We start from the raw sequence: 24,983 nt of genomic DNA on the forward strand, positions 1-24,983 counted from the left end.
TTTTTTATAAATACCTCATTACATCTCTAGGTTTTTACGTAATTCTCTTAAAATCTGTTTTGTTCCCGGACGAAGGCCACGCCAAAGCATAAAGCTCTCTGCAGCCTGCCCCACTAACATACCCAAACCATCATAAGCAGCATGAACACCGTTATCTAACGCCCACTGATTAAATACTGTCGTTCCAGATCCGTATACCATGTCATAAACGACGCTGTTTGTATTAAAGATTACATCGGAAACTTCAGGGAGCTGACCGCTTAGACCTGATGAGGTCGAGTTAATAATGACATCAAAGCCATCATTAACATCACTTAGGCCCATACCTTTGATATTTCCATGCGACGAAAACATCTCAGCCAATAGTTCTGCTTTTGAACTGGTTCGGTTAGCGATCACCAACTGTTGTGGCTTTTGGTCGAGAAGAGGTTGAATCACTCCTCTCGCAGCACCACCAGCGCCAAGAAGAAGAACACGTGCTCCCTTTAGCGTCACTTGATGTTGAAGCAGGTCTTGAACTAAACCCTCACCATCGGTGTTATCACCAATGATCTCTCCGTCATCTAACTTCTTAAGGGTATTTACGGCACCGGCTAGCTCAGCTCTCTCAGTTAGGCGATTGGCAAACTGATAGGCATCTTCTTTAAAAGGCGCTGTGACATTACATCCTCGACCACCTTCGCTGAAAAAGGATTTGGCAGCAGTGATAAATTCACCATGCTCTGGCTGCATTGCTGTATAGGTAAGTTGTTGGCTGGTTTGGCGAGCAAATAATGTGTGAATGAATGGCGATTTGCTTTGCCCAATAGGGTTACCGAAAACGGCATAACGATCTACTTGCTGTGTCATATCCTTACCTAACAGAAATAAAAAAGGTCATCTATTATAGATGACCCTATCACTATACCTATAAGGAAGGAAGAACTACCAAACTCGAGGCTTTAGGTAGTCACTATAAAGCAGACTTTCTGGTGAACCTGCTTGTGGTTCGTAGCGGTATTCCCAGCGAGCCAATGGCGGCATCGACATCAATATAGACTCTGTGCGACCACCGCTTTGTAGACCAAATAGGGTGCCACGGTCATACACTAAGTTAAATTCAACATAGCGACCACGACGATAAAGTTGGAAGTCACGCTCACGTTCGCCATAAGGTGTCTCTTTGCGACGCTCAACAATCGGCAAGTACGCCGCAGCAAAACCTTCACCGACCGCCTGCATATAAGCAAAGCTCTTCTCAAAGCCCCACTCGTTAAGATCATCAAAGAACAGACCACCCACACCACGTGTTTCATCTCTATGTGGAAGATAGAAGTACTTATCACACCACTCTTTGTGTTCTTGATACACGTTATCACCAAATGGTGCACACAGGTCTTTAGCAGTTTGATGCCAAGATTGGCAATCTTCATCGACAGGATAGAATGGAGTTAAATCAAAACCACCACCGAACCACCAGATAGGGTCTTCCCCTTCCTTTTCGGCAATAAAGAATCGTACGTTGGCGTGTGAGGTTGGGATATAAGGGTTTTTAGGGTGGATAACTAACGATACACCCATCGCTTCGAACTTACGTCCGGCTAATTCAGGGCGGTGAGCGGTTGCTGAAGCTGGCATTGCCTTACCTGCAACGTGAGAAAAGTTAACACCACCTTGCTCAAAGACCGCACCATCAGTCATCACACGAGTACGACCACCGCCTCCGAGGCGTTCGCCAGGTTCGCGCTCCCATGCATCTTCTTCAAATAGTGCACTACCATCAGCTTGTTCAAGCTGTTGGCAAATCGAATCTTGTAGGTTCAGTAAAAACTGCTTTACTGCTTCTTTATCAATTGCTGCCATTTTACTTTCCTTTGCAGGGTTTAACCCTGTCTTAATATTTTCGACGTTTTTGCATCTCTAATTTCGCTTGGCTTGTCACGACCACCCGTTTGACCTTCTAAAATCGCTACCAAATGTTGGCCGAGTTGCTGCTGAACTTCTTCAGTCGTCATACAAGGCGGTTCGCCCGTCAGGTTAGCACTGGTAGAGGTTAACGGCTTACCGAATTCATTACACATTCTTTGAACCAAAGGGTGATCCGTCACTCGCACAGCGATTGAATCAAACTGACCACTCACCCAGTCTGTCACCTTAGCACTGGTTGGCATTATCCAAGTCACCGGGCCTGGCCATGTGGCTTTTACTGTCGTCAGCTGCTCTTCCGTCAATTGGCTTTCATCTATGTAAGGTAACAGTTGCTCGTAGCTTGCAGCTATTAAGATCAAGCCCTTTTCAACCGGGCGCTTTTTTAACTCGAGTAATTTCTGGATGGCTTGTGGATTATCTGGATCACAACCGACCCCAAAAACGCCTTCGGTCGGGTAAGCAATGACTTCACCTTGTTGTAATGCCTGCAATGTATGTTGAAAGTTATCCACGGGTGCCTCATTAATTCAGTTATCTAACTCACTAAGTGTACAAATTATCACTCACTGTGACTAAAGCTATTTGTTTATAAAATGTATCAATTAACAACTTAGACTGACGCAAACGTTTTCCTTGGGTGATTTTACCCGTATAATGCGCGCAAAATATCTAATCACTAATTAAATCGTACCTGAAGGAGTTTGAGATGACTGTCGGTATTATCATGGGTTCTAAATCTGATTGGCCAACAATGAAGCTAGCTGCAGAAATGTTGGATCAGTTTGGCGTGGCGTACGAAACAAAAGTGGTTTCTGCTCACCGCACACCTCAGTTGCTAGCAGACTACGCAACCAGTGCGAAAGAGCGCGGTATTAAAGTGATTATTGCTGGCGCTGGCGGTGCAGCTCACCTACCAGGCATGGCAGCTGCCTTCACAAGCGTACCTGTTCTTGGTGTTCCAGTTCAATCTAAAGCATTGAAAGGCATGGACTCGCTACTTTCTATCGTGCAAATGCCAAAAGGTATCGCGGTAGGTACTCTGGCTATCGGTGAAGCTGGTGCAGCGAACGCTGGTATCCTAGCAGCGCAAATAATTGGTACACACAATGAAGATGTGATGGCAAAAGTAGAAGCGTTCCGCTCTGAGCAAACAGAAACGGTACTTGCAAATCCAAACCCTGCAGAGGACTAATTCCCATGCATGTTCTTGTGTTAGGCGCGGGCCAACTTGCTCGCATGATGTCCCTAGCTGGGGCACCGCTGAATATTGAAATTTCTGCTTTTGATGTTGGCAGCAAAAATATTGTTCACCCATTAACGCAAGCGATTCTAGGCAACGGCTTAGAAAATGCGATAGATCGCGCGGACGTCATTACTGCTGAGTTCGAACACATCCCTCATGATGTGCTTGAGGTATGTGAGCGCAGCGGTAAGTTCTTACCGACAACAGAAGCAATCAAAGCTGGCGGTGACCGTCGCCTTGAAAAAGCGCTGTTAGACGAAGCGAACGTGAAGAATGCTAAATACTACGTGATCAACTCTCGCGAAGACTTTGACGCAGCGATCGCTCACGTTGGCTTACCAATGGTATTGAAGAGTACACTTGGCGGCTACGATGGCAAAGGCCAGTGGCGCTTAAAGGCATTAGACAATGTTGACGTAACTTGGGCAGAAATGGCTGAGTGCATTGCCGCAACAGACAACCAAGCGATTGTGGCTGAAGAGTTTGTTCCGTTTGACCGCGAAGTATCACTGGTTGGTGCTCGTGGTACCAATGGCGAGATTCAAGTGTATCCACTGGCTGAAAATGTTCACACCGACGGCGTATTGAGCTTATCGACAGCGATTGATGACATTGAACTGCAAGAGCAAGCGAAAACCATGTTCACTGCCATTGCTGAACGCTTAGATTACGTTGGTGTACTCGCGCTAGAGTTCTTTGATGTTCAAGGTTCACTGCTGGTTAACGAGATTGCACCACGTGTTCATAACTCTGGCCACTGGACGCAGCAAGGCGCTGAAACTTGTCAGTTTGAAAACCACCTGCGTGCCGTGTGTGGGATGCCACTAGGTAGCACCAAGCTGATTCGTCCAACCGCAATGATCAACATTCTTGGTGAAGATACTCTACCTGAGGCTATTCTGGCTCAAGGCTGCTGTCATGTTCACTGGTATGGTAAAGAGAAGCGTGCAGGTCGTAAGATGGGCCACATTAATGTGAGCGCTGATTACAACGCAGAACTGCAAAGAGCGTTGTGCTCATTGTCTGATATTCTTGATCAGCAAGCCTACCCTGCTGTGCATGAGTTTGCTGAGCAGATGAAGTAAGCCTACATTGGTTTATTGATATAAAAAGTTCATTGGATATAGAAACGGCGCTCATTGAGCGCCGTTTTTTTGTTTCTGGTCATTCACTTACTGTGATTAACATGACTACTGAGATTGAATGTGATGACACTTGCGATCAGCACATTGCTTCTTAGTGCCACTGGCTGTTTTCTTCTCAAGTAACAACGGGAACTGGCACTCTTCACAACGACCTATAACTGGTGGCTGATTAACGGCGAACTTACACTTAGGGTAGTTATCACACGCATAAAAAGTTTTACCATAGCGAGATTTACGCTCAACCAAGTGGCCTCGACCACACTCAGGGCAGGCAACAAGTGGCTGTTCTTCAGGTTGTTCTTTCGGTTGATCCAAAGATTCGATGTGATTACACGTTGGGTAACTACTACAACCAATGAACATCCCAAAGCGACCCTGCCTTAATACCAATTCGTTTTGGCACTTAGGACACGGAACGCCTAGCTCTTTCACCACATGACCATCATTTTGATGAAGAGGCTTGATGTAATCACAGCTCGGATACTGCTTACAGCCTAAAAATGGGCCGTGCTTACCATGGCGAAGCTGAAGCTCCCCACCACACTGCGGACATGGTTCATGCTCTAACGCATGTTCATGTGCTGAAAAAAGCTGATTATCAATCTTACTACTCATGACAAGCCTGTATTAATGCAAGATGCCTTGCTCTTTGGTGTACAACAGCTCTTCCATTTGCGTGTAAGCACTTTCATTACCCGGCACATTAAATAGCACCATTAAGATAATCCATTTCAGATCATCCAATTCAAATTCGTTGGTCTCAAGCCCCATCACACGATCAATAACCATTTCACGAATCTCTGTCGTGAGCACGTTGATCTGCTCTAGGAACAGTAAGAAACCTCGACACTCCATATTAATACGCGATACCTCTCGACTGGTGTAAACACGCATCGAGGTATTGGAGCACATAGTAATCGCCGCTTGGTTGTCGGTATCTTGCAGTGCAGCAAGATCTTCTAACCAATGGAGGGCCTTATAAATATCGTCTTGGTGAAACCCTGCTCGAAGAAGCTCATCTTCCAGCTCATCTTGATCCACCTGCAATTCAGAATCGCTATGGATGTAGGTTTCAAACAAGTACATCAGTATGTCCATCATCATAGCTAGCCTCTCCCCTTTCGAATATAGCCACCGGAAACTGCAACAACATGCCCTGAGAGCTCAAGCTCTAAAAGCTGCATCATGACCTCATGCACAGGTATATGGGTTCTCTGTGCCAAAATATCAACGGGTGTCGCCTCTAATCCTACGTTAGCTAACAGCTGTGGAAATGGCAATTGTTCATTTTCACTCTTGTTCGGCGTAGGTTCGAACAAACTGGGCTGCTGATCTATAGACCAGTCTAACAGACTCTTTATTTCAATTAGAACATCTTGAGCGCTCTGTACCAAACATGCTCCTGCCTTAATTAGACTGTTGCCTCCGCGACTGGTTGGGTTATGAATCGAACCGGGAAGCGCAAACACTTCGCGACCTTGCTCCATCGCATAACGCGCCGTAATCAAAGAACCGCTTTTCTCGGCCGCCTCAACGACGAGAGTCCCCAAAGACAATCCACTTATAATACGGTTACGCCGTGGGAAATGTTCAGGTCGAGGTTTAGCGTTTGGGCGGAATTCTGAAATCAACGCACCATTTTCACAGATCCTCTCCGCTAGATTTCGGTGTCGCGCAGGATAAATGGAATCCAAGCCAGAGCCCAACACAGCAAAAGTTTCCCCTCCTTTATCTAGAGCACCATCATGAGCATAGCCATCGATACCGAGCGCTAAACCACTGGTGACAATCAAGCCGTTTTGGACAAACTCTTTAGCGAAGGACTTCGCAGTTTGCAGCCCTTCGAGACTGGCGTTACGACTACCGACCATCGCGATTTGAGGCTCAATCAGTTTTTCAACATGACCTTTAACGAAAAGCACACTTGGTGCGGAGGCTGTCTCGTTCAGCAGTTTGGGATAATGAGGACAATTAAGGGTAATGATGTGATGGTTGGTCTGACTCGCTTGCCACGCCAGGCAAGCCTCCACTTCTTTAGGGGCTTGCTGTCTTAAGTAGGAGATTTGCTTGGCTGACAAACCAATCGCTTGCAGCTGTTGGCTGGAGTAACCAACAATATTCGATGGGGAATCAATACTCAGCAGTCGAGAAAGGCGCTTGCCACCCAACTGCGGAACAAAACTTAAAGTTAACCAAGCACTCAGTTGTTGCTCATTCACTCGGTGCCCTTAACCTCTTCCGTCAACGCAAGATCCAAAGGCGATACCGCCAGAATGTCATTACTAACCGGTTTGGAGCTTTGAGTGATCAACGCCAAACTAAAATACTCGTAAGGGCGAATGACCATCAAACTACCCAGTGACGTACTTGGCAATTGCACCTTATCGCTCGCCGCTGATTCTTTATAGCTGTATTCACCTTGCTTACCAAACACCACAGCCCCGCTCTCGCTAAGGGTGAACATAGAGCCCTGGCGAAGGTTGTCCTGCGAGCCTTTGTTGATAACAACGACCTGATTCTTTGCGCTGTATTGGCTGCCATCCAATGAACCCAATATATTGGCAAACTGACCCGCAGCACTAGGCGCTGGATAAAATGTGGTTGAGAGCTTCACCTGATCAACACCAAGCTCTGGCAACACAAGATCGTTAAGCAGTACTTCTTGCAGCTGAGTCTCTATCTGTAAGCTACTGAACTCAGCGTCCACTTCTTTTAAGCGTGCCGTGGCGACCAAACGCAACGAGGTCATACTCGCTTGAGGTTGCTGTCGCTGGTAGGTTTCAACGGCGCGGTAGATACCCCACTTTTGATGTTGTTGGTTGCCCGAGATAAACAACCGGTCTTCACCCGATAAGAATCTCTTACCATCACTGGTCCCTAACACTCGTTGAACCGATTGAATATCTTGCTGTTCAACCAAGCGATCAGATTGCAGATAAGGCAGAACCAGCCCCTCATTGACGGTTGGCACCGCTTTCTTCTCTGATACACGAATCTTAGGGCTTAGCTTAATGACGGGTTTGAGGCTCAAGACAGGCTCGCCATTAATCCAAACCAGCGACAATTTATCTCCGGGGTAAATAAGGTGAGGATTTTCTATCTCAGGGTTTACCTGCCATAACCTCGGCCACAGCCATGGACTATCGAGGTACATCGCAGAGATATCCCACAAAGTATCACCCTTTACCACCACGTACGCCTCAGGTGCGCCCTGCTTTATGGTTAAAGGTTGAGCACTATTTTCAGCCGTAGCGGCGAACGAAAGAGAGGCACAAACAAGAGAAAAAATGGGAGAAAAATGACGCATGACCTAACTTCCTTGGTCTGAATATATGACATCTGATTTGAGAATTACCTTCAGGATGCTGTCATTTGACCTCTAAAATGTCTAGAATTGAGCCAACAAGGTTTAAGCTGTTTCGGCACAGTTCAATATTTCGAGTGTATATGTCTGTATTACAAGTATTAACATTACCAGATGATCGTCTACGTACCGTGGCGAAACCGGTAAAAGAAGTTACCCCAGAGATTCAAAAGTTCGTTGATGACATGATTGAAACCATGTACGACGAAGAAGGTATCGGCCTTGCGGCAACGCAAGTGGATTTCCACCAGCGCATCGTTGTTATCGATATTTCAGAAACACGTGACGAACCTATGGTTCTAATCAACCCTGAAATTACCGACAAACGTGGCGAAGATGGTATCGAAGAAGGCTGTCTGTCTGTACCAGGCGCTCGAGCTCTAGTACCTCGCGCTGCAGAAGTAACGGTTAAAGCATTAGACCGTGACGGCAACGAATTCACATTCGACGCTGATGACCTTCTGGCTATCTGTGTTCAGCACGAACTTGACCACCTAGAAGGCAAGTTGTTTGTTGATTACCTATCGCCACTAAAGCGTAAACGTATCCAAGATAAGCTAGCGAAGATTAAACGTTTCAACGAGAAACAAGGTTAATAACCGCTGCTATTACTAAATTAGAAGGAAGCCTACCTTGAGTCAGTCTTTAAGAATTGTCTTCGCAGGTACTCCGGATTTCGCCGCCCGTCACTTGGCGGCGTTGTTGTCTTCGGAGCATGAAGTTATTGCTGTTTACACACAGCCAGATCGCCCAGCAGGCCGCGGTAAAAAACTGACTGCGAGTCCAGTAAAAAACATCGCACTTGAGAACGATATTCCGGTTTACCAACCAGAAAACTTCAAGTCAGATGAGGCTAAGCAAGAGCTAGCTGAGTTGAACGCTGACATCATGGTGGTTGTCGCTTACGGCTTATTGCTTCCACAGGTTGTATTAGATACGCCTCGCTTGGGTTGTATCAACGTACATGGCTCTATCCTACCGCGCTGGCGTGGTGCTGCTCCGATTCAACGCTCTATTTGGGCGGGTGATAAAGAGACCGGCGTAACGATCATGCAGATGGATATCGGCCTAGATACGGGTGATATGCTAAGTATCGCAACGCTACCAATTGAAGCGACAGATACCAGCGCTTCTATGTACGAAAAGCTAGCAGGCCTTGGCCCTGATGCGCTTGTTGAGTGTTTATCTGACATCGCTTCTGGTAAAACGGTGGCTGAAAAGCAAGACGACGAACTGGCTAACTACGCCAAGAAGCTAAGCAAAGAAGAAGCGCGTATCAACTGGAGTGATGACGCTGCGCATATTGAGCGCTGCGTTCGTGCCTTCAACCCATGGCCAATGAGCCACTTTGAAGCTGCTGAGAACAGCATTAAAGTATGGCAAAGCCGTGTGGCAGAGCAAGCTTCTGATAAGCCTGCAGGTACCATTCTGCAAGCCGATAAAACTGGTATCTATGTAGCGACAGGGCAAGGCGTACTTGTTCTCGAACAACTGCAAGTTCCAGGTAAAAAAGCCATGTCAGTTCAGGATATCTTGAACTCACGTGCAAGCTGGTTTGAAGTTGGTACTCAACTTTCTTAATCCGCTTTTAAAGCTGTTAATTACGCAGCTTAGAAAACCTTTACGAGGGCAGAGATGCCCTCATGTATTCAAATAAATATTCGGTACCCCTCATGAATGTTCGCGCTGCTGCTGCAAATGTCCTATTCCAAGTTGTCGATAAAGGCCACTCTCTTTCACACGCTCTCCCTGCGGCTCAAAAAACGATCCGTCCGCGAGACCATGCTCTACTGCAAGAGATTTGCTACGGCGCACTTCGTTACCTGCCTCGTTTAGAGTCAATCGCTAACGAACTAATGGAAAACCCGCTTAAAGGTAAAAAGCGTGTATTCCACCACCTAATCTTGGTGGGCATTTACCAACTAAGCTTCATGCGTATCCCTTCGCATGCCGCGGTTGCTGAAACGGTTGAGGGTACTAAAACACTGCGTGGCCCAAGCCTGAGTGGTTTGATCAACGCTGTACTACGTAGCTACCTACGTGACCAAGAAGAACTAGACGAGAAAGCCGTTAGCCACAATGCAGGCAAATACGGCCACCCAAGCTGGATTCTAAAAATGCTTCAAGAGAGCTACCCAAATCAATGGGAGCAACTGGTTGAAGCAAACAACAGCAAGGCACCAATGTGGCTGCGCGTTAACCGCCAACACCACACTCGTGACGAGTATGTTGAGCTGCTTAAAAACGAAAACATTGAATACACATTGCACCCTGAAGCAGCCGATGCCATAAAATTAGCTGCACCTTGTGATGTTACTTTGCTTCCTGGCTTCGACAGAGGTTGGGTATCTGTGCAAGACGCTGCTGCTCAGCTTTCGGTTGATTACCTAACACCAAAAGATGGTGAGCTGATCCTAGATTGCTGTGCTGCGCCAGGTGGTAAAACGGCACACATTCTTGAGCATACCAACGATACTGAAGTGGTTGCGATTGACTGCGACATCAAACGTCTAGACCGTGTTTACGATAACCTTGAGCGCCTACAACTGCGTGCCGACGTAATTTGTGGCGATGCTCGCTACCCTGAAGAGTGGTGGATGGGTGATAAGTTCGACCGTATTCTGCTTGATGCACCTTGTTCAGCGACTGGCGTAATTCGCCGTCACCCTGACATCAAGTGGCTACGTCGTGCATCTGACATTGACGCGCTGGCTGAACTGCAAAGCGAGATTATGGATGCTATGTGGCGTCAGCTGAAAGAAGGCGGCACCATGGTTTATGCGACATGTTCTATCACGCCGCAAGAAAACGTGCTGCAAGTGAAAGCATTCCTAGCACGTACAGAGAACGCAACGCTGGTTGGGTCTGATATCGAAAATCCGGGTCGTCAAATACTGCCTGGGGAAGAAGATATGGATGGCTTCTACTACGCAGTTCTAGTAAAACAGGCATAACAACTAACAGCGGCTAAGAATTTATTTCTTAGCCGCTGTTTCTTTCTAGTGCATTATCGAAGCAAAATGCACGCACTAGAATTACCACGGCAAAAATAAGAGAAAGGCTATGAAGATCATTATCCTAGGTGCTGGACAAGTTGGCGGTACCCTTGCTGAAAACCTAGTTGGTGAAAACAACGACATCACCATTGTCGACCGTAATGCTGACCGACTTCGTGAACTTCAGGATAAGTACGACCTTAGGGTTGTAAACGGTTATGCCAGCCACCCAAACACACTACGTGAAGCAGGTGCGCAAGATGCCGACATGTTGGTTGCCGTAACCAATATGGATGAAACCAATATGGCTGCGTGTCAGGTTGCTTTCTCTCTTTTCAATACGCCAAACCGAATTGCTCGTATTCGTTCTCCTCAATACCTAGAAGAAAAAGAAGCACTATTCAAATCAGGTGCTATCCCAGTAGACCACCTGATCGCACCCGAAGAGCTAGTGACCAGCTACATCGAACGCCTGATTCAATATCCAGGTGCATTGCAGGTTGTGAGCTTTGCTGAACAGAAAGTTAGCCTAGTAGCAGTAAAAGCCTACTACGGTGGTCCACTGGTCGGTAACGCCCTATCTGCCTTGCGTGAGCACATGCCGCACATCGATACTCGTGTTGCCGCTATTTTCCGTCAAGGTCGCCCTATTCGCCCACAAGGCACCACCATCATTGAAGCCGATGATGAAGTGTTCTTTGTGGCGGCAAGTAACCATATCCGCTCAGTAATGAGTGAACTGCAACGCCTAGAGAAACCGTACCGCCGCATCATGATTGTCGGTGGTGGTAACATTGGTGCAAGCTTGGCTAAACGCCTTGAACAGAGCTACAGCATCAAACTTATTGAGCGCAGTTACACTCGTGCCGAGAAGTTGTCTGAAGAGTTAGAAAACACCATCGTCTTCTGTGGTGATGCCGCAGACCAAGAGCTGCTGACCGAAGAGAACATCGATCAAGTGGACGTGTTCATTGCCCTAACCAATGAAGATGAAACCAACATCATGTCAGCGATGCTGGCTAAGCGAATGGGTGCCAAGAAGGTAATGGTACTGATTCAGCGTGGTGCTTACGTCGACCTTGTTCAGGGTGGTGTGATTGATATTGCTATCTCTCCACAACAAGCGACCATTTCTGCGCTGCTCACTCACGTTCGTCGTGCTGATATTGTAAACGTATCATCTCTGCGTCGCGGCGCTGCAGAGGCAATCGAAGCGATTGCGCACGGTGACGAAACCACATCTAAAGTCGTTGGCCGAGCGATTGGCGACATCAAACTACCACCGGGCACCACGATTGGTGCGATTGTTCGCGGAGAAGAGGTGCTTATCGCGCACGATAGAACCGTGATCGAACAAGATGACCACGTAGTTATGTTCCTAGTGGACAAGAAATACGTACCTGATGTTGAGTCTCTATTCCAACCGAGCCCGTTCTTTTTATAGCCTTGTTCTCGTAAGCTTGTTCTCACAACCTTCTTCTTGTGAGAACGACGCTTCGGCACAAAGCGATGGTCTATTAAGCTATGGTCAACTTTCGTCCGATATTATTAGTGATAGGGTTAGTGTTATCAAAACTCGCCCTTTTCATGTACATCCCTACATTGGTTGCCTTTTTTACAGGCACCGGTGGCTTCCTCGAGTTTGGTCAGTCGGTAGTGATCACGCACATAGTGGCGTTCATCTGCTTGAGTTTAGGCCGTTCAGCTAAGTTCCGACTTGGGGTACGGGACATGTTCCTGATCACCTCTCTGGTATGGACGATTGCCAGTGCCTTTGCTGCACTGCCGTTTGTCTTCATCAACCACATCAGCTTCACCGACGCCTATTTTGAAACCATGTCTGGTATCACCACGACTGGCTCAACTGTATTGAGCGGCTTAGACAGCATGGCACCAAGCATTCTGTTGTGGCGCTCTATACTGCAATGGTTAGGCGGCATCGGCTTCATCGTTATGGCGGTAGCGGTTCTACCAATGCTCAACGTCGGTGGTATGCGCCTGTTCCAAACCGAATCATCAGATTGGTCAGATAAAAGCAGCCCACGAGCAAAAACGGTCGCGAAGAACATCGTGGCGGTTTATCTGGTTCTGACTGGCTTGTGCATCATTAGCTATCTGTTTGCAGGCATGGGCATCTTTGATGCGATCAATCACGCCTTCACAACACTGTCGACGGGTGGTTACTCAACCTCAGATAGCTCAATGAACCACTTCTCTAACAGTGCTCACTGGGTGGGAACCCTGTTCATGTTCCTTGGCGGTCTGCCGTTCTTACTGTTTGTTAGCGCACTGCGTGGTAGAAAACTCTCAATCCTCTACAAAGACGCTCAAGTGAGAGGCTTCACGTATCTATTCTTGGTCACCAGTGCCGTAATATCGACATGGCTGGTGGTTAGGGATGACTACACCATCATGGATGCAATGCGTGTTTCGATGTTCAACATAGTGTCAGTCGTCACCACAACCGGTTTTGGCTTAGAAGACTTCACCGCGTGGGGTGCACTACCGACTACCTTGTTTGCGTTTTTAATGATGGCGGGCGCGTGCTCGGGTTCAACCTCTGGCGGTATCAAAATCTTCCGCTTCCAGATCGCGATGACCATGCTTCATAAACAAATGATGAAGCTGATCCACCCATCGGGTGTCTTTGTTCAGCGCTATAACCAACGCCCAGTGAATGACGACATTGTGCGTTCACTGGTCGCATTTGGTTTGATGTTCTTTATTACGATTATCTTAATTGCTGGTGGCTTGAGTGCGATGGGACTTGATCCTGTGACTAGTATATCTGGCGCTATCACAGCCGTTGCCAACGTTGGTCCAGGCATGGGCAATGTGATCGGTCCAACTGGGAACTTTGCGCCGCTGCCAGACGCTGCAAAGTGGCTATTAAGCCTTGGTATGTTGATGGGAAGACTCGAGATACTGACGCTGATCGTTCTATTCTTCCCAGCCTTCTGGCGACGCTAATTGCACGAATATTTAAGGAAACAGAGATGAAATCATACCTACTTATCGCAAGCGCTCTGCTGAGCAGTTCAGCCTTCGCCGACCAAATGGTGACTCTACAAGATGGAAAACAAGTACTACTGAAAGACGACTTTACGTGGCAGTACGTGGCACAGAAACAAGCGGAAGAAGTAGCGACAACTTCAGAGATCGCCGAGCCTGTCGCAGCAGTACCCGTAGTCGCTGTCCCAGTTACGACGAACACGCGTGGCACTACGATTGTAGTGAATAGTAAAAAGCCAAGCTTACAGCTGTCTCAATCAGGAGTGGATGTTGTACTGGGTGCAAGTCGCTATGAAGGTGGTGAACTTATCATTCCGACAGCCATCACCAACCAAGGCACTCAAGCTGTCATTTTAGTATCACTTAACATCAGCGTATTTACTGCAGAAGGTACGTTGTTGGCAGAAGAAGAAGTTGCTGTATGGAAATCAATCAAACGTATGGCTGACACATACTTGCGACCAAAGACGGGTGAAGAAGGCAAGCTAATCAAGATCGACCTAGAACAACACCCTGAATATCAGATTAAAGCTGAGATTACTGAAGTACTGGCTCGCTAAACCGGAGTCACGTACAGATAGATAGCGAAGAAATGGCAAGCGCAACCCGCCAATACAAACAAGTGCCAGATTGCATGGTTGTAAGGGATGCGTTTTGCAACATAGAAAATCACACCCAGCGAATAGATCACCCCGCCAACCGCTAACAACACCAAACCACCTATATCGATGTTCATCGCTAATTGATAAACAACAATCAAAGATAGCCAGCCCATCGCTAAGTAAATGAACAGCGATAAGCGCTTGAATCGGTAAACGAAGGCAATCTTCATGATGATACCGACCAGCGCAATTCCCCAAATAACCGCCATCAAGCCCATTGCCAATGGGGTTCTTAAGCCAACCAATAAAAACGGCGTGTAGCTACCTGCGATCAGTAAATAAATCGCACAGTGATCGAGGGTTTTTAGTAAACGCTTAGTTTTTTCTGTGGTGATCGAGTGATAAAGCGTGGAAGCAAGAAAGAGCAGGATAATGCTGCTGCCATAGATTGTCATACTGGCAACCGTCAACATGTCGGCTTGGTAATCAAACGCGCGAATCAGTAGCAAGATCAGACCAATAACGCCAAGCACGACGCCCAAGCCGTGGGTTATCGCATTAGCGCGTTCTTCGATGTCGCTGTATTCGCTAGCTGATGATGCAGACATGAGTATCCTACTAGAGTAAATGTTCAATTGACCTAGTATTGCACATTAAGCTTACACGTGTAAGCTTAAATTTTTATGACAGCTTTTATGACATCAATGACGCCTAAACAGTGTGATAAGGCTAGGCTCTCTAAAACTAAAGAACCAAAAAGCGAATTAAGAGGCGCTATCTAGATACTCAAGTACCATCTTGCCGGCTTCTTCTGGAGAGGTATCCAATGGCACACTCAATTGACGCTGTAGCTGGCCCACTCCCAATAAACTCGCCAACATGCCTTTGGCACCGTCGCGATTGCGATCTATCTCAAACCAAAGCTTAAGCTCAGTTTCGTCACGATGGGCAACAACTTCAAGCTCACGCCAGCGGCCATGATAAGGACCCGTAGTCGGTACAAACTCAAACTCTTGTACAAATGGCAGTTCAAAGCCTTCTACCGCTTCACACTCCACTTGGCGAATGCGCAGCCCTTGAGCTTCAAGTTCGTTAAAAATACCATCGAGGAGTGCATCAGGACGAACCGTTAAGATGTCTTTATCCGATGGATCAATTGCCATCGCAATATCCAACCCGGTTTCTAGCCACACCTTTGAATCACCAATCGTGACCGGTGTGTTCAGCGGGACATCAAACTCACATTCAAAATCACGGGTTTCACCCGGCTGAATAACAAAGGCATACGGCAGGCTCCATTTGGCCAACGAGTATGTCTGGTGCATTCGACGTGTTTGACCACCTTCTTGCCTTTGCGAGTTCATGGTAACTTCTTTAACGTAACGACAGCACAAGTTGAGATCGATATTGTCGATCTCTTGTGGCTGAGCGCCACCATAGACATGCACAATAATGCTCGCTTTCTTACCTGGATAAAGCACTTCCTGTTGCAATACAGAATCCACCTTGGCAGATCCAATTCCAAAACTTGCTAACGTTTTCTTTAAGAACGACATATGCACCTCCTTTAAAGCATCATCTTAAGCCTGAAAGAGGTTCAAACTCAAATATACTGCTCACACTATTTTAGCTCTAATATCGTCTATTTATCACTCAGGCGTCGATCGATAACTTAGATAGTGATAATCTAAGCCTTGATATGCATGCATATCATTATCCTGATTTATTCTTCGGATTGGCGAAAGCCAGACGAGTAACGCTTCAAGCAATTGAAGTGGAGCTCATGGTAAATCAGGCCATTAGATTGGCAATGGATATGCCTGACCGTTAGGTAAATTAATGCGCCCAACAGCTGTCAGGTTCTCGCACACCAACCGTAGTGCGATGCGTCGTCGTAGTGGCTTTGTTGCTGCTCCAACGGCTAAGAAATTGGCTCCTACAATGACTCTAGTTGAGAAGACTGCTTTATTAGCACCGACTACAACAAAAGTGATTAAAGCCGCTTAACAAAAAGCGCAGTTTTTACTGCGCTTTTTTCTTGCCCGCTCCCATCTTGAAATGTGTTTACACATTGGTATTCCCTATCCGATTTGATACCTTAGCCACAAATCATTATAAAATTTGTGGAGAAATAAAGTATGAAGTGTCACCGCATTGAAGAACTGCTTGAACTGATGGAGCCTGAGTGGCAGAAAGATCAAGAGCTTAACCTATTAGAGTTCATCATTAAGCTATCAAAAGAAGCGGGCTACCAAGGCAAGCTTGAAGAACTGACTGACGATGTTCTTATCTACCACCTAAAAATGCGCAACAGCGAAAAAGATGAAATGATCCCAGGCCTGAAAAAAGACCAAGAAGATGATTTCAAAACCGCAATTCTAAAAGCACGTGGCCTTCTTTAGTCGCCCACTTGTTTAGAACTCAATTGCCGTATAGATAAAACACTCAATTTAAAAAGCGACCGCCAGGTCGCTTTTTTGTTTCTGTTCGCTATTTTTTCGTCACAACTGTTATGACTTTTGTTGTTAAAGGTTGATAGCGTTAAAGAAATGAGAACAAGATTGTCGCTATAATCGCCATCCATAAGAATCTTCTAAAATAATAAGAGTGAGTGCGATAACAACAAATGCACCAAGCTCAATTTCAACAGGTTCTCTAAACCATACTTTCAAGTAATGTCGTCATGCCCGATTTAACCGGGCAAACAAGCCACAAAAAGGATAGTTCATGAGTCAGGATAAAATCGATATCAAAGATGTGACTCCTAAAACCTTTAACCCGAAAACACATAAAGGTAATGGAGATCGATTTAACCCAAGTAACCGAATCTATGTTCGAGAAAGCAAAGGTAAATTCCAACAACTGCGTCGTTATGGCGGTTGGTTCTTACTTTTACTTTTTGCGCTTATTCCATGGATTCCATTTGGTGAACGCCAAGCGATCTTGCTCGATATCGGCAACCAACAGTTCAACTTCTTTGGCACCACCTTATACCCGCAAGATCTGACCCTACTCGCGATCCTATTTATGATTGCTGCGTTTGGCTTATTCTTCATAACCACCTTCTTAGGCCGTGTCTGGTGTGGCTATTTATGCCCGCAAACCGTCTGGACCTTCATGTACATTTGGTTCGAAGAGAAACTAGAAGGTGCTGCCAATAAGCGAAGAAAACAAGACTCGGGCAAACTAACGAGCAATTTAATCCTCAGAAAAACCCTCAAACACATTGCGTGGTGGGCGATTGCCATTGCGACGGGCTTAACCTTTGTTGGTTACTTCATCCCAATTAAAGAGTTAGTGGTTGGCTTCTTTACCTTTAACTCGTCTTTCTGGCCGGTGTTTTGGGTACTGTTCTTTGCTGGGTGTACTTATGCCAATGCTGGTTGGATGCGCTCGATTGTTTGTCTGCACATGTGTCCTTACGCGCGTTTCCAATCGGCAATGTTCGACAAAGACACCTTCATCGTGGGCTACGATTCAGAACGCGGTGAAAGCCGTGGCCCTCGCTCTCGTAAAGCCGATCCAAAAGAGCTTGGTCTAGGCGACTGTATTGACTGTAATCTATGTGTTCAAGTGTGCCCAACGGGTATCGATATCCGTGACGGCCTGCAATATGAGTGTATTAACTGCGGCGCGTGTATTGATGCCTGTGACAACACCATGGAGCGTATGGGCTACGAGAAAGGCCTGATCAACTACACCACCGAGCACAGACTTGAAGGTCACTCGACCAAGGTAATGCGTCCTAAACTGTTGGGCTATGGCGCCATCTTGATCGTGATGCTGGGCTTGTTCTTCGCCCAAATCGCGAGCGTTGATCCTGCCGGCCTAAGTGTTCTGCGTGACCGAAACCAGTTGTTCAGAGTCAATAACCAAGGGTTGGTTGAAAACACCTACACCTTGAAAGTGATCAACAAGACTCAACAAGAGCAAGAGTACAAGCTCGATGTTAGCGGACTGCCCGATTCTATCTGGTACGGCAAACAGACGATTACTGTCGATCCAGGCGAGGTTTTGAACCTACCTATCAGTTTAGGCGCCGACCCAGAAAAACTGAGCTCACCAGTTTCGACAATTCAGTTTATACTCTCGGATAATGAAGAGTTTACGATGGAAGTCGAAAGCCGCTTTATCAAGAAGCTCTGATACCAGCCTCCTTAGCGCTTGGTATAACAACCCAATAAATGGAAAAAGGCTCAGTAATGAGCCTTTTTTATTCTATGACGATGCAAGCCTTTAATTTTGATAACCTGACTCCTGACTTCATGTGGTACGCACTGGAGAGTATTGGAGTTCGTGCTGAATCCGGGCTTCTCGCTCTCAACAGTTACGAAAATCGGGTCTATCAATTCACCGATGAAGACCGTAAACGCTACGTCGTTAAGTTTTATCGTCCGCAGCGCTGGAACAAAGCCCAGATCCAAGAAGAGCACGACTTCGCGTTAGAACTGATTGAACAAGAGATGCCTGTCGCTCCACCAATGCGAGTCAACGGTGAAACCTTGCATGAATATCAAGGCTACCTGTTTGCATTGTTCGAAAGCGTTGGCGGCAGACAGTATGAAGTCGACAATCTAGATCAACTGGAAGGCGTTGGACGTTTTCTGGGTCGTATTCATAAAGCCAGCGCGGGAAGAACATTCCAACATCGCCCGACCATCAGCTTAGATGAATACCTTTATCAGCCACGTAAGATTCTAGAGAACTCTCAGTTTATCCCGACACACCTAGAAAAAGCGTTCTTCAATGACGTAGACCTTCTGATAAAAGAGCTAGAGAGTCAGTGGCCGAGCAACATTGACAACATCCGCCTGCATGGTGATTGCCACCCAGGCAACATCTTGTGGCGCGATGGACCAATGTTCGTCGATCTTGATGACGCACGTAATGGCCCTGCGATACAAGATCTGTGGATGCTACTCAACGGTGAACGCCAAGATAAACTGATGCAACTCGATATTCTGCTAGAGAGTTATCAAGAGTTTTGCGATTTTAATACCTCGCAACTGAAACTAATCGAACCACTACGCGGTCTACGTATGGTGCATTACATGGCATGGTTAGCGAAGCGATGGCACGATCCAGCGTTTCCATTAGCCTTCCCGTGGTTTAATGATCCGAAATATTGGGAGCAACAAGTACTTGCTTGTAAAGAGCAAATTGCTACCCTGCAAGAGCCACCACTTTCGTTAATGCCTCAGTGGTAACAGCAATCGCAACATACAACTAGATAAAAATTCAAACATAATGGAGATTGGATAAATGAAAAAGCTATTCGCATTTTTCTCATTGATCATGTTGAGCCTTTCAGCTCACGCTGCGAAATTTAACGAAGGTGAACACTACAAAGTTCTCGATCTAGAAGCATCAAAAAAACCAATGGTGACAGAGTTCTTCTCTTTTTACTGCCCACACTGTAATAGCTTTGAGCCAATCATCCAGCAGCTAAAACAGCAGCTACCTAAAGACGCTAAGTTACAGAAGAACCATGTTTCATTCATGGGTGGCAACATGGGTCTGCCAATGAGCAAAGCTTACGCGACCATGATTGCACTGAAAGTTGAAGACAAAATGGTACCAGTGATGTTTAACCGCATCCACACCATGAACAAGCCACCACGTGATGAAGCCGAATTGCGTCAAATCTTCCTAGATGAAGGCGTTGATGCTAAGAAATTCGATGCGGCATACAACGGCTTTGCTGTAGATTCTATGGTTCGTCGCTTCGACAAAGCATTCAAAGACAGCGGCCTTTCTGGCGTACCAGCAGTCATAGTGAATAACCGCTACCTAGTAGAAGCTCAAGGTATCAGCTCTCTTGATGAGTACTTCGAGCTCGTTAACTTCTTATTGAAGAAGTAAGCCATTGATGAAAGGAAGCTTCGGCTTCCTTTTTTTACTAGTTCAAAAATCATCATTGATAAATAATCAGCCAAAAAACGTAGTACTTTACTGATATTAATAACCCGTCCTAAGAATCGGTGGGCAAGGAGCCCTTAAATGAACATAAAAATAACTCTCCTGGCATTGAGCGTTGCTACTGCGCCCGCGTTTGCCAAGCTTGCTGATGAGCCAGGTTTCAGTGGTGAAATATCTATCAACACCGGTGTCACTTCTTCGACCTCAAATTTTAATACCGACGCTGACAGTAAGATCTCCTCAACCAATCAAAAAGCTTCGTCTGAGAGCTCGTTTTTAGTTGCACCTCTCGGCAGCATTGCTTACACCTTTGGTGAAAATCTGAACCATCAGGTTTACACAGGTACCGCTCGTGATGACGTAGCGACAGGTACTGTAGTGCTAGAGGTTGGTTACAAATACCAGCTTGAGTCTGGAATGGTGATCGACGCTTCACTGCTGCCAACCATTATGTCGGGTGAAACTTGGGCTGATCCGTACAACACCACATCAGCTCGCACGAAGACCGATGAAACTGGCAATGCGTTTCGTTTGAAGCTAAGCAACATTGTGGGGTCAGCTTTCTCGCTAGACATGGCCTACGCCACCAAAGATGTGGAAGAAGATCGCGTTGAAGAAGCACTAAAACGCGACGCCGATACCTTCTACCTGAAAGGTCAATATCGCCAGCCGATTAGCCGTACTATGATGCTGGTACCGTCTTTGATTTATCAATCAAGTGATGCAGACGGCGATGCGGCATCGTTCGAGCAGTTCGGTGGTGAGGTCAGCTTATTTGGTGGTATGGGACGTCATCAATACGCACTAACGGCGGGTTACAACCAACGCTCTTATGATGCAAGCAGCATCACTTTCCAAAAGAAACGCAGCGACGACAACATCAATCTATTCGCCGCCTATGAATATGATCAATTCATGGATTGGGAAAACTGGTCGTTCGTATCTCTTGCGGGTTACGGCACTAGCGATTCCAATATCACCTTCTACGACGAGTCTCAATACATCGTTTCAGTTGGCTTGAACTACAAATTCTAACTCCAGCCAGCGCCAATAAATTATCAAACCAAAGCCTGCTCACTGAAGCAGGCTTTTTTGTTTGTATACCAATCACAGTAAATAAATGGCCAGTTGTTTACTACCATTAGCATGACTACACAGCTTGTGCCGTGAGTTGCTTCAATAATCTATCCATAGCTCGATAGCCCAACGCTTCTGATAGGTGTTTCTTTTCGATCTGCTCGTTACCGTCAAGGTCGGCAATGGTTCGTGCTACCTTAATGATTCGATGATAAGCACGAATCGACAGACCCAATCGATGCAGTGCAGTCTCGAGAAACTCCGCATCTTCACGTCGCAATGGGCAATACTTCTCTATTTCTCGACTACCGAGCAGTGCATTCGATTTATGGTTTCTAGATAACATGGTTTGACGAGCCTGTTTGACCCTTTGTTTTACGACTTGGGTGGTTTCACCACGATCGCCACCTTCAGCCAACATCCCTTTAGGCAGTAGTGGGATCTCTAAGGACATATCAAAGCGATCAAGCAATGGCCCAGACAATCGATTAAGATAACGCAAAATGATCTGCGGATTAGCGCGTGCTTGATTGCCTTCGTAATAACCAGTCGGGCTTGGATTCAAGGCGCCGACCAACTGAAAGCGAGCAGGGAAACGAGTCTTACCTGCCGCGCGTGAAATAATAATCTCGCCCGACTCTAGCGGCTCGCGCAGTGAATCGAGCACCTTGCGTTCAAACTCCGGCATCTCATCTAGAAACAGTAATCCATTATGCGCCAGAGAGATCTCACCGGGGCGAGGGACTGACCCACCTCCCACTAATGCAGCCATCGAACTCGAATGGTGAGGTGAACGAAATGGCCTCTGCTTCCAATTGTATTGATTGATCTCTTGCTGCGTTAGCGAGGCCACCGATGCGGTTTCCATCGCCTCGTCATCACTCATCTCCGGTAACAAATCGCGTAACCGAGAAGCGAGCATGGTTTTTCCGGTTCCCGGAGGGCCAAGGAACAGTAAGTTATGGTTGCCAGCGGCTGCTATCTCCAGAGCTCGCTTGCCTTGTTGTTGACCGATAATATCTTGAAGGTCGCGAAGCACTGAAACATCAGCCTGATGATGTTCCGTTCTATATAGGCCAAGCTGAGCCTGTCCACACATGTCCGCGCAAACCTCTAACAAGGTTTGCGCTGATTTATGGGCTCCCTTGCCCACCAACGCTGCCTGATCACCGTTATGATGTGGGACAACTAAGCATCGTTCGACGCTATCGGCGGCTAACGTCGCTGGCAACACACCCTTTACTGAACGTAGCTCTCCTGACAACGCCAACTCACCGATGAATTCATGCTGAGCTATTTTTGATGTCGGTAGCTGATCCGATGCCACTAAAATCCCAAGCGCGATTGGCAGGTCGAAACGACCTCCTTCCTTGGGTAAATCGGCAGGGGCGAGGTTGACCGTGATTCTTTTGGATGGAAACTCAAAGCGGGAATTGATGATCGCGCTTCTCACTCGATCTTTAGATTCCTTGACCGTTGTTTCAGGTAGCCCCACCAGCGTAAAGCCAGGCATTCCGTTGCTTATATGCACCTCAACGGTCACTTCTGGCGCCTCTACACCCACACTAGCTCGACTATGAATTATCGCGAGTCCCATAACTTTCCTTTGTCTTTGATTTAAAAGTATTCACTCTGGATATTCGTTGCTCACCAAAGCTATAAGGTTGTTATATAGCTTGGTGGAATGGTGTTTTAATGTGAAAAAAGAATGACATTTTCCTTGTCATGCGGCAGATTTGTGTGATAACACTAGAGATGTAGACATTTACTGAAGACAATAAACGAGAAAACTCGAATATTATGATTTTTAACGCTCGCATTTACGCACTGATTAACCTGATTATCGTAGTCATTATTAAGACTGCGCGGGGGCGAGTGGGAAGAAAGTAACCACGAATTAGAAAAAACCCCCGCACTGACAAGTCCGGGGGTTTTTTCTAATTTAAACATTCGATTTTTATATTTTTGAGCATTTTCGGCTTTGCCGATTTACAGGAAGAATGGGAGCACAAGATGTGCAGAGACAAAGGAAACAGTTACCAAAATAAAGGTAATACGGGAGAATTCCGATGAAAGGCGCAGAACTAGTCGTATCCGCACTCAAGCAACAAGGAATTGAGACCGTATTTGGTTACCCAGGTGGTGCCATCATGCCAATCTACGATGCACTCTATGACGGCGGGGTTGAACATATCCTATGTCGCCATGAGCAAGGCGCTGCTATGGCCGCGATCGGCATGGCTCGAGCAACACAAGATGTCGCTGTTTGTATGGCAACGTCTGGCCCAGGTGCAACCAACCTAGTCACTGGCCTTGCTGATGCCTTTATGGACTCTATCCCAATGGTTGCAATCACAGGTCAGGTTGCAAGTTCCCACATTGGTACCGATGCATTCCAAGAAATGGATGTGATTGGTATGTCTCTGTCATGTACTAAACACAGCTACCTAGTGACTGATATTGAAGATCTTGCTCCAACCCTCGCTGAAGCGTTTGTGGTTGCGAAGTCTGGTCGTCCTGGCCCGGTTATCGTCGATATCGCTAAAGATGTTCAACTGGCTGAAGCTCCAGTTAACTCTCTTCCTGAATTTACTCCACCCGCAATTCCTGTTTCAACAACTGATGCCATTGAACAGGCGCAGTACTTCTTATCTCAAGCAACCCGTCCTGTTTTATACGTAGGTGGTGGTGTTCAACTTGCTAAAGCAACCGATGCGGTTCGTGAGTTTTTACGCCTTAACCCAATGCCAGCCGTAAGCACACTAAAAGGCTTGGGAACTATCGAACGTGATGACCCACACTACCTTGGCATGCTGGGTATGCACGGCACTAAAGCCGCTAACCTTGTAGTTCAAGAGAGTGACCTACTGATTGTTGTCGGTGCCCGTTTTGATGACCGAGTAACAGGCAAACTCGATACTTTTGCGCCACACGCGAAGGTTATCCATATCGATATCGATGCAGCAGAGTTCAGCAAACTGCGTCTGGCCAACGCGCCAATTCGCGGTGACATCAACAAGATCATGCCTCAACTAGAGCTAAGCCAAGACATCTCCTCTTGGGTTCACCACTCTGAAGGGCTTCGTAGCTCATTCAAATGGCGTTACGACCACCCTGGCGATCTGATCTTTGCTCCACTGCTGTTAAAACAATTATCTGACATGATGCCAGCAAGCTCTATCGTTTCGACCGATGTTGGCCAACACCAGATGTGGGCAGCCCAGCACATTCAGCCTCGCGATCCACAAAACTTCATTACCTCTGCCGGTTTAGGCACCATGGGCTTTGGTTTACCAGCGGCTATGGGTGCGTCGGTTGGTCGTCCTGATGACCAATCGATTCTAATCTCTGGTGATGGCTCGTTCATGATGAACATTCAAGAGCTTGGCACCTTAAAGCGTCGTCAGATCCCAGTGAAGATGGTACTGCTTAATAACTCTCGCTTGGGCATGGTTCGCCAATGGCAATCGCTGTTCTTTGATGGCCGCCACAGTGAAACTATCTTGGATGACAACCCTAATTTCGTGATGCTCGCGAAAGCGTTCGACATCCCGGGCAAAACCATCACTCGTAAAGAAGAAGTAGAACCAGCATTGAAAGAGATGCTAGAGAGCAAAACCGCTTACCTACTTCATGTTCTTATCGATGAAGAAGAAAACGTATGGCCACTAGTACCGCCAGGTGCTTCAAACAGTGAGATGTTGGAGAACACATAAC

General features: G+C 46.7%; 25 protein-coding genes. 15 read left to right on the plus strand and 10 right to left on the minus strand.

Going from position 1 to position 24,983, the window contains the following annotated elements:
- Positions 1 to 18: 18 nt before the first annotated feature.
- The 3 genes from aroE to OC193_RS15480 form a co-directional block, all read right to left on the minus strand.
- Positions 19 to 849 carry a shikimate dehydrogenase gene (aroE, locus tag OC193_RS15470; RefSeq protein WP_048662687.1) on the minus strand — a complete coding sequence of 277 codons (831 nt, stop codon included), beginning with the start codon at positions 847 to 849 and terminating at the stop codon, positions 19 to 21.
- 75 nt (positions 850 to 924) lie between these two features.
- Positions 925 to 1,842 carry an oxygen-dependent coproporphyrinogen oxidase gene (gene hemF, locus OC193_RS15475; protein ID WP_048657840.1) on the minus strand — a complete coding sequence of 306 codons (918 nt, stop codon included), beginning with the start codon at positions 1,840 to 1,842 and terminating at the stop codon, positions 925 to 927.
- A 20-nt stretch (positions 1,843 to 1,862) separates the two neighbouring features.
- The gene (locus tag OC193_RS15480; RefSeq protein WP_048657839.1) at positions 1,863 to 2,420 is read right to left on the minus strand and encodes an L-threonylcarbamoyladenylate synthase; all 558 of its coding nucleotides are present in this window, start codon (positions 2,418 to 2,420) and stop codon (positions 1,863 to 1,865) included.
- 194 nt (positions 2,421 to 2,614) lie between these two features.
- Here OC193_RS15480 and purE point away from each other — a divergent pair, with 194 nt between their 5' ends.
- Positions 2,615 to 3,100: a 5-(carboxyamino)imidazole ribonucleotide mutase gene (gene purE, locus OC193_RS15485; protein WP_017073863.1), complete on the plus strand. Its 486-nt coding sequence runs from the start codon at positions 2,615 to 2,617 to the stop codon at positions 3,098 to 3,100.
- A gap of 5 nt (positions 3,101 to 3,105) precedes the next feature.
- On the plus strand, positions 3,106 to 4,236 hold the full coding sequence (locus OC193_RS15490; RefSeq protein ID WP_048657838.1) for a 5-(carboxyamino)imidazole ribonucleotide synthase: 1,131 nt from the start codon (positions 3,106 to 3,108) through the stop codon (positions 4,234 to 4,236).
- A 105-nt stretch (positions 4,237 to 4,341) separates the two neighbouring features.
- Here OC193_RS15490 and OC193_RS15495 read toward each other — a convergent pair whose 3' ends face one another.
- Genes OC193_RS15495 through OC193_RS15510 form a run of 4 tightly spaced genes read right to left on the minus strand, consistent with a single transcriptional unit; the run spans position 4,342 to position 7,603 of the window.
- Positions 4,342 to 4,911, minus strand: a complete 570-nt coding sequence (locus tag OC193_RS15495; protein WP_004735775.1) for a DNA topoisomerase family protein — start codon at positions 4,909 to 4,911, stop codon at positions 4,342 to 4,344.
- A 12-nt stretch (positions 4,912 to 4,923) separates the two neighbouring features.
- Positions 4,924 to 5,400 carry a DUF494 family protein gene (locus OC193_RS15500; protein ID WP_048657837.1) on the minus strand — a complete coding sequence of 159 codons (477 nt, stop codon included), beginning with the start codon at positions 5,398 to 5,400 and terminating at the stop codon, positions 4,924 to 4,926.
- A 2-nt stretch (positions 5,401 to 5,402) separates the two neighbouring features.
- Positions 5,403 to 6,515, minus strand: coding sequence for a DNA-processing protein DprA (gene dprA / locus OC193_RS15505; RefSeq protein WP_048662688.1), 1,113 nt, complete (start codon positions 6,513 to 6,515; stop codon positions 5,403 to 5,405).
- Complete coding sequence (locus OC193_RS15510) at positions 6,512 to 7,603, minus strand: LysM peptidoglycan-binding domain-containing protein (RefSeq protein ID WP_048657835.1); 1,092 nt, start codon at positions 7,601 to 7,603, stop codon at positions 6,512 to 6,514. Before OC193_RS15510 ends, dprA begins: the two co-directional genes overlap by 4 nt.
- Before the next feature lie 140 nt (positions 7,604 to 7,743).
- Here OC193_RS15510 and def point away from each other — a divergent pair, with 140 nt between their 5' ends.
- The 6 genes from def to OC193_RS15540 all read left to right on the plus strand — a co-directional run bounded on the left by def (position 7,744) and on the right by OC193_RS15540 (position 14,228).
- Complete coding sequence (gene def / locus OC193_RS15515) at positions 7,744 to 8,256, plus strand: peptide deformylase (RefSeq protein ID WP_048611208.1); 513 nt, start codon at positions 7,744 to 7,746, stop codon at positions 8,254 to 8,256.
- 37 nt (positions 8,257 to 8,293) lie between these two features.
- Positions 8,294 to 9,241: a methionyl-tRNA formyltransferase gene (fmt, locus tag OC193_RS15520; RefSeq protein ID WP_048657834.1), complete on the plus strand. Its 948-nt coding sequence runs from the start codon at positions 8,294 to 8,296 to the stop codon at positions 9,239 to 9,241.
- 92 nt (positions 9,242 to 9,333) lie between these two features.
- Positions 9,334 to 10,614: a 16S rRNA (cytosine(967)-C(5))-methyltransferase RsmB gene (rsmB, locus tag OC193_RS15525; protein WP_048657833.1), complete on the plus strand. Its 1,281-nt coding sequence runs from the start codon at positions 9,334 to 9,336 to the stop codon at positions 10,612 to 10,614.
- Positions 10,615 to 10,723: 109 nt separating this feature from the next.
- A complete protein-coding gene (gene trkA / locus OC193_RS15530) occupies positions 10,724 to 12,100 on the plus strand; it encodes a Trk system potassium transporter TrkA (protein WP_004735766.1) in 1,377 nt (458 codons plus the stop codon).
- An 80-nt stretch (positions 12,101 to 12,180) separates the two neighbouring features.
- Positions 12,181 to 13,626 carry a TrkH family potassium uptake protein gene (locus OC193_RS15535; protein WP_048662689.1) on the plus strand — a complete coding sequence of 482 codons (1,446 nt, stop codon included), beginning with the start codon at positions 12,181 to 12,183 and terminating at the stop codon, positions 13,624 to 13,626.
- A gap of 26 nt (positions 13,627 to 13,652) precedes the next feature.
- Positions 13,653 to 14,228, plus strand: a complete 576-nt coding sequence (locus OC193_RS15540; protein WP_048662690.1) for a DUF3157 family protein — start codon at positions 13,653 to 13,655, stop codon at positions 14,226 to 14,228.
- Here the strand turns inward: OC193_RS15540 and trhA are convergent.
- Entirely contained in the window at positions 14,225 to 14,878 is a 654-nt protein-coding gene (trhA, locus tag OC193_RS15545; RefSeq protein ID WP_048657830.1) for a PAQR family membrane homeostasis protein TrhA, read from the minus strand. The genes OC193_RS15540 and trhA overlap by 4 nt on opposite strands.
- A 156-nt stretch (positions 14,879 to 15,034) precedes the next feature.
- The gene (locus OC193_RS15550) at positions 15,035 to 15,826 is read right to left on the minus strand and encodes a sporulation protein (RefSeq protein WP_048610874.1); all 792 of its coding nucleotides are present in this window, start codon (positions 15,824 to 15,826) and stop codon (positions 15,035 to 15,037) included.
- 283 nt (positions 15,827 to 16,109) lie between these two features.
- Between OC193_RS15550 and OC193_RS15555 the strand changes: the two genes are divergently transcribed.
- The 6 genes from OC193_RS15555 (at position 16,110) to OC193_RS15580 (ending at position 21,224) form a co-directional block, all read left to right on the plus strand.
- Positions 16,110 to 16,277, plus strand: a complete 168-nt coding sequence (locus tag OC193_RS15555; RefSeq protein ID WP_004739323.1) for a hypothetical protein — start codon at positions 16,110 to 16,112, stop codon at positions 16,275 to 16,277.
- 131 nt (positions 16,278 to 16,408) lie between these two features.
- Positions 16,409 to 16,672, plus strand: coding sequence for a YihD family protein (locus OC193_RS15560; RefSeq protein WP_009848104.1), 264 nt, complete (start codon positions 16,409 to 16,411; stop codon positions 16,670 to 16,672).
- A gap of 325 nt (positions 16,673 to 16,997) precedes the next feature.
- The gene (gene ccoG / locus OC193_RS15565; protein ID WP_048662691.1) at positions 16,998 to 18,416 is read left to right on the plus strand and encodes a cytochrome c oxidase accessory protein CcoG; all 1,419 of its coding nucleotides are present in this window, start codon (positions 16,998 to 17,000) and stop codon (positions 18,414 to 18,416) included.
- Between the two features lie 74 nt (positions 18,417 to 18,490).
- Positions 18,491 to 19,477: a serine/threonine protein kinase gene (locus tag OC193_RS15570; protein ID WP_048662692.1), complete on the plus strand. Its 987-nt coding sequence runs from the start codon at positions 18,491 to 18,493 to the stop codon at positions 19,475 to 19,477.
- Positions 19,478 to 19,532: 55 nt separating this feature from the next.
- Complete coding sequence (locus OC193_RS15575) at positions 19,533 to 20,132, plus strand: thiol:disulfide interchange protein DsbA/DsbL (RefSeq protein WP_048657827.1); 600 nt, start codon at positions 19,533 to 19,535, stop codon at positions 20,130 to 20,132.
- Between the two features lie 138 nt (positions 20,133 to 20,270).
- Positions 20,271 to 21,224 (plus strand): DUF2860 domain-containing protein, encoded by a 954-nt coding sequence (locus OC193_RS15580; RefSeq protein ID WP_048657826.1) that lies wholly within the window; start codon positions 20,271 to 20,273, stop codon positions 21,222 to 21,224.
- 115 nt (positions 21,225 to 21,339) lie between these two features.
- Here OC193_RS15580 and OC193_RS15585 read toward each other — a convergent pair whose 3' ends face one another.
- Entirely contained in the window at positions 21,340 to 22,863 is a 1,524-nt protein-coding gene (locus OC193_RS15585) for a YifB family Mg chelatase-like AAA ATPase (protein ID WP_048657825.1), read from the minus strand.
- A 472-nt stretch (positions 22,864 to 23,335) separates the two neighbouring features.
- On the opposite strand from OC193_RS15585, the gene ilvG reads away from it, so the two are divergent.
- Positions 23,336 to 24,982, plus strand: coding sequence for an acetolactate synthase 2 catalytic subunit (gene ilvG / locus OC193_RS15590; RefSeq protein WP_048662693.1), 1,647 nt, complete (start codon positions 23,336 to 23,338; stop codon positions 24,980 to 24,982).
- The last annotated feature ends 1 nt before the right edge of the window (position 24,983 follow it).

This window comes from Vibrio crassostreae (assembly GCF_024347415.1).
Lineage (GTDB): Bacteria > Pseudomonadota > Gammaproteobacteria > Enterobacterales > Vibrionaceae > Vibrio > Vibrio crassostreae.

Coding starts and splice junctions, on each gene's coding strand:
- OC193_RS15535 (WP_048662689.1), top strand. CDS start 12,181: ATGGTCAACTTTCGTCCGATATTATTAGTGATAGGGTTAGTGTTATCA.
- OC193_RS15555 (WP_004739323.1), top strand. CDS start 16,110: ATGCGCCCAACAGCTGTCAGGTTCTCGCACACCAACCGTAGTGCGATG.
- hemF (WP_048657840.1), bottom strand. CDS start 1,842: ATGGCAGCAATTGATAAAGAAGCAGTAAAGCAGTTTTTACTGAACCTA.
- aroE (WP_048662687.1), bottom strand. CDS start 849: ATGACACAGCAAGTAGATCGTTATGCCGTTTTCGGTAACCCTATTGGG.
- OC193_RS15490 (WP_048657838.1), top strand. CDS start 3,106: ATGCATGTTCTTGTGTTAGGCGCGGGCCAACTTGCTCGCATGATGTCC.
- trkA (WP_004735766.1), top strand. CDS start 10,724: ATGAAGATCATTATCCTAGGTGCTGGACAAGTTGGCGGTACCCTTGCT.
- OC193_RS15560 (WP_009848104.1), top strand. CDS start 16,409: ATGAAGTGTCACCGCATTGAAGAACTGCTTGAACTGATGGAGCCTGAG.
- OC193_RS15585 (WP_048657825.1), bottom strand. CDS start 22,863: ATGGGACTCGCGATAATTCATAGTCGAGCTAGTGTGGGTGTAGAGGCG.
- rsmB (WP_048657833.1), top strand. CDS start 9,334: ATGAATGTTCGCGCTGCTGCTGCAAATGTCCTATTCCAAGTTGTCGAT.
- trhA (WP_048657830.1), bottom strand. CDS start 14,878: ATGTCTGCATCATCAGCTAGCGAATACAGCGACATCGAAGAACGCGCT.
- OC193_RS15550 (WP_048610874.1), bottom strand. CDS start 15,826: ATGTCGTTCTTAAAGAAAACGTTAGCAAGTTTTGGAATTGGATCTGCC.
- def (WP_048611208.1), top strand. CDS start 7,744: ATGTCTGTATTACAAGTATTAACATTACCAGATGATCGTCTACGTACC.
- OC193_RS15540 (WP_048662690.1), top strand. CDS start 13,653: ATGAAATCATACCTACTTATCGCAAGCGCTCTGCTGAGCAGTTCAGCC.
- OC193_RS15500 (WP_048657837.1), bottom strand. CDS start 5,400: ATGATGATGGACATACTGATGTACTTGTTTGAAACCTACATCCATAGC.
- OC193_RS15570 (WP_048662692.1), top strand. CDS start 18,491: ATGACGATGCAAGCCTTTAATTTTGATAACCTGACTCCTGACTTCATG.
- OC193_RS15495 (WP_004735775.1), bottom strand. CDS start 4,911: ATGAGTAGTAAGATTGATAATCAGCTTTTTTCAGCACATGAACATGCG.
- OC193_RS15510 (WP_048657835.1), bottom strand. CDS start 7,603: ATGCGTCATTTTTCTCCCATTTTTTCTCTTGTTTGTGCCTCTCTTTCG.
- OC193_RS15580 (WP_048657826.1), top strand. CDS start 20,271: ATGAACATAAAAATAACTCTCCTGGCATTGAGCGTTGCTACTGCGCCC.
- OC193_RS15575 (WP_048657827.1), top strand. CDS start 19,533: ATGAAAAAGCTATTCGCATTTTTCTCATTGATCATGTTGAGCCTTTCA.
- ccoG (WP_048662691.1), top strand. CDS start 16,998: ATGAGTCAGGATAAAATCGATATCAAAGATGTGACTCCTAAAACCTTT.
- ilvG (WP_048662693.1), top strand. CDS start 23,336: ATGAAAGGCGCAGAACTAGTCGTATCCGCACTCAAGCAACAAGGAATT.
- purE (WP_017073863.1), top strand. CDS start 2,615: ATGACTGTCGGTATTATCATGGGTTCTAAATCTGATTGGCCAACAATG.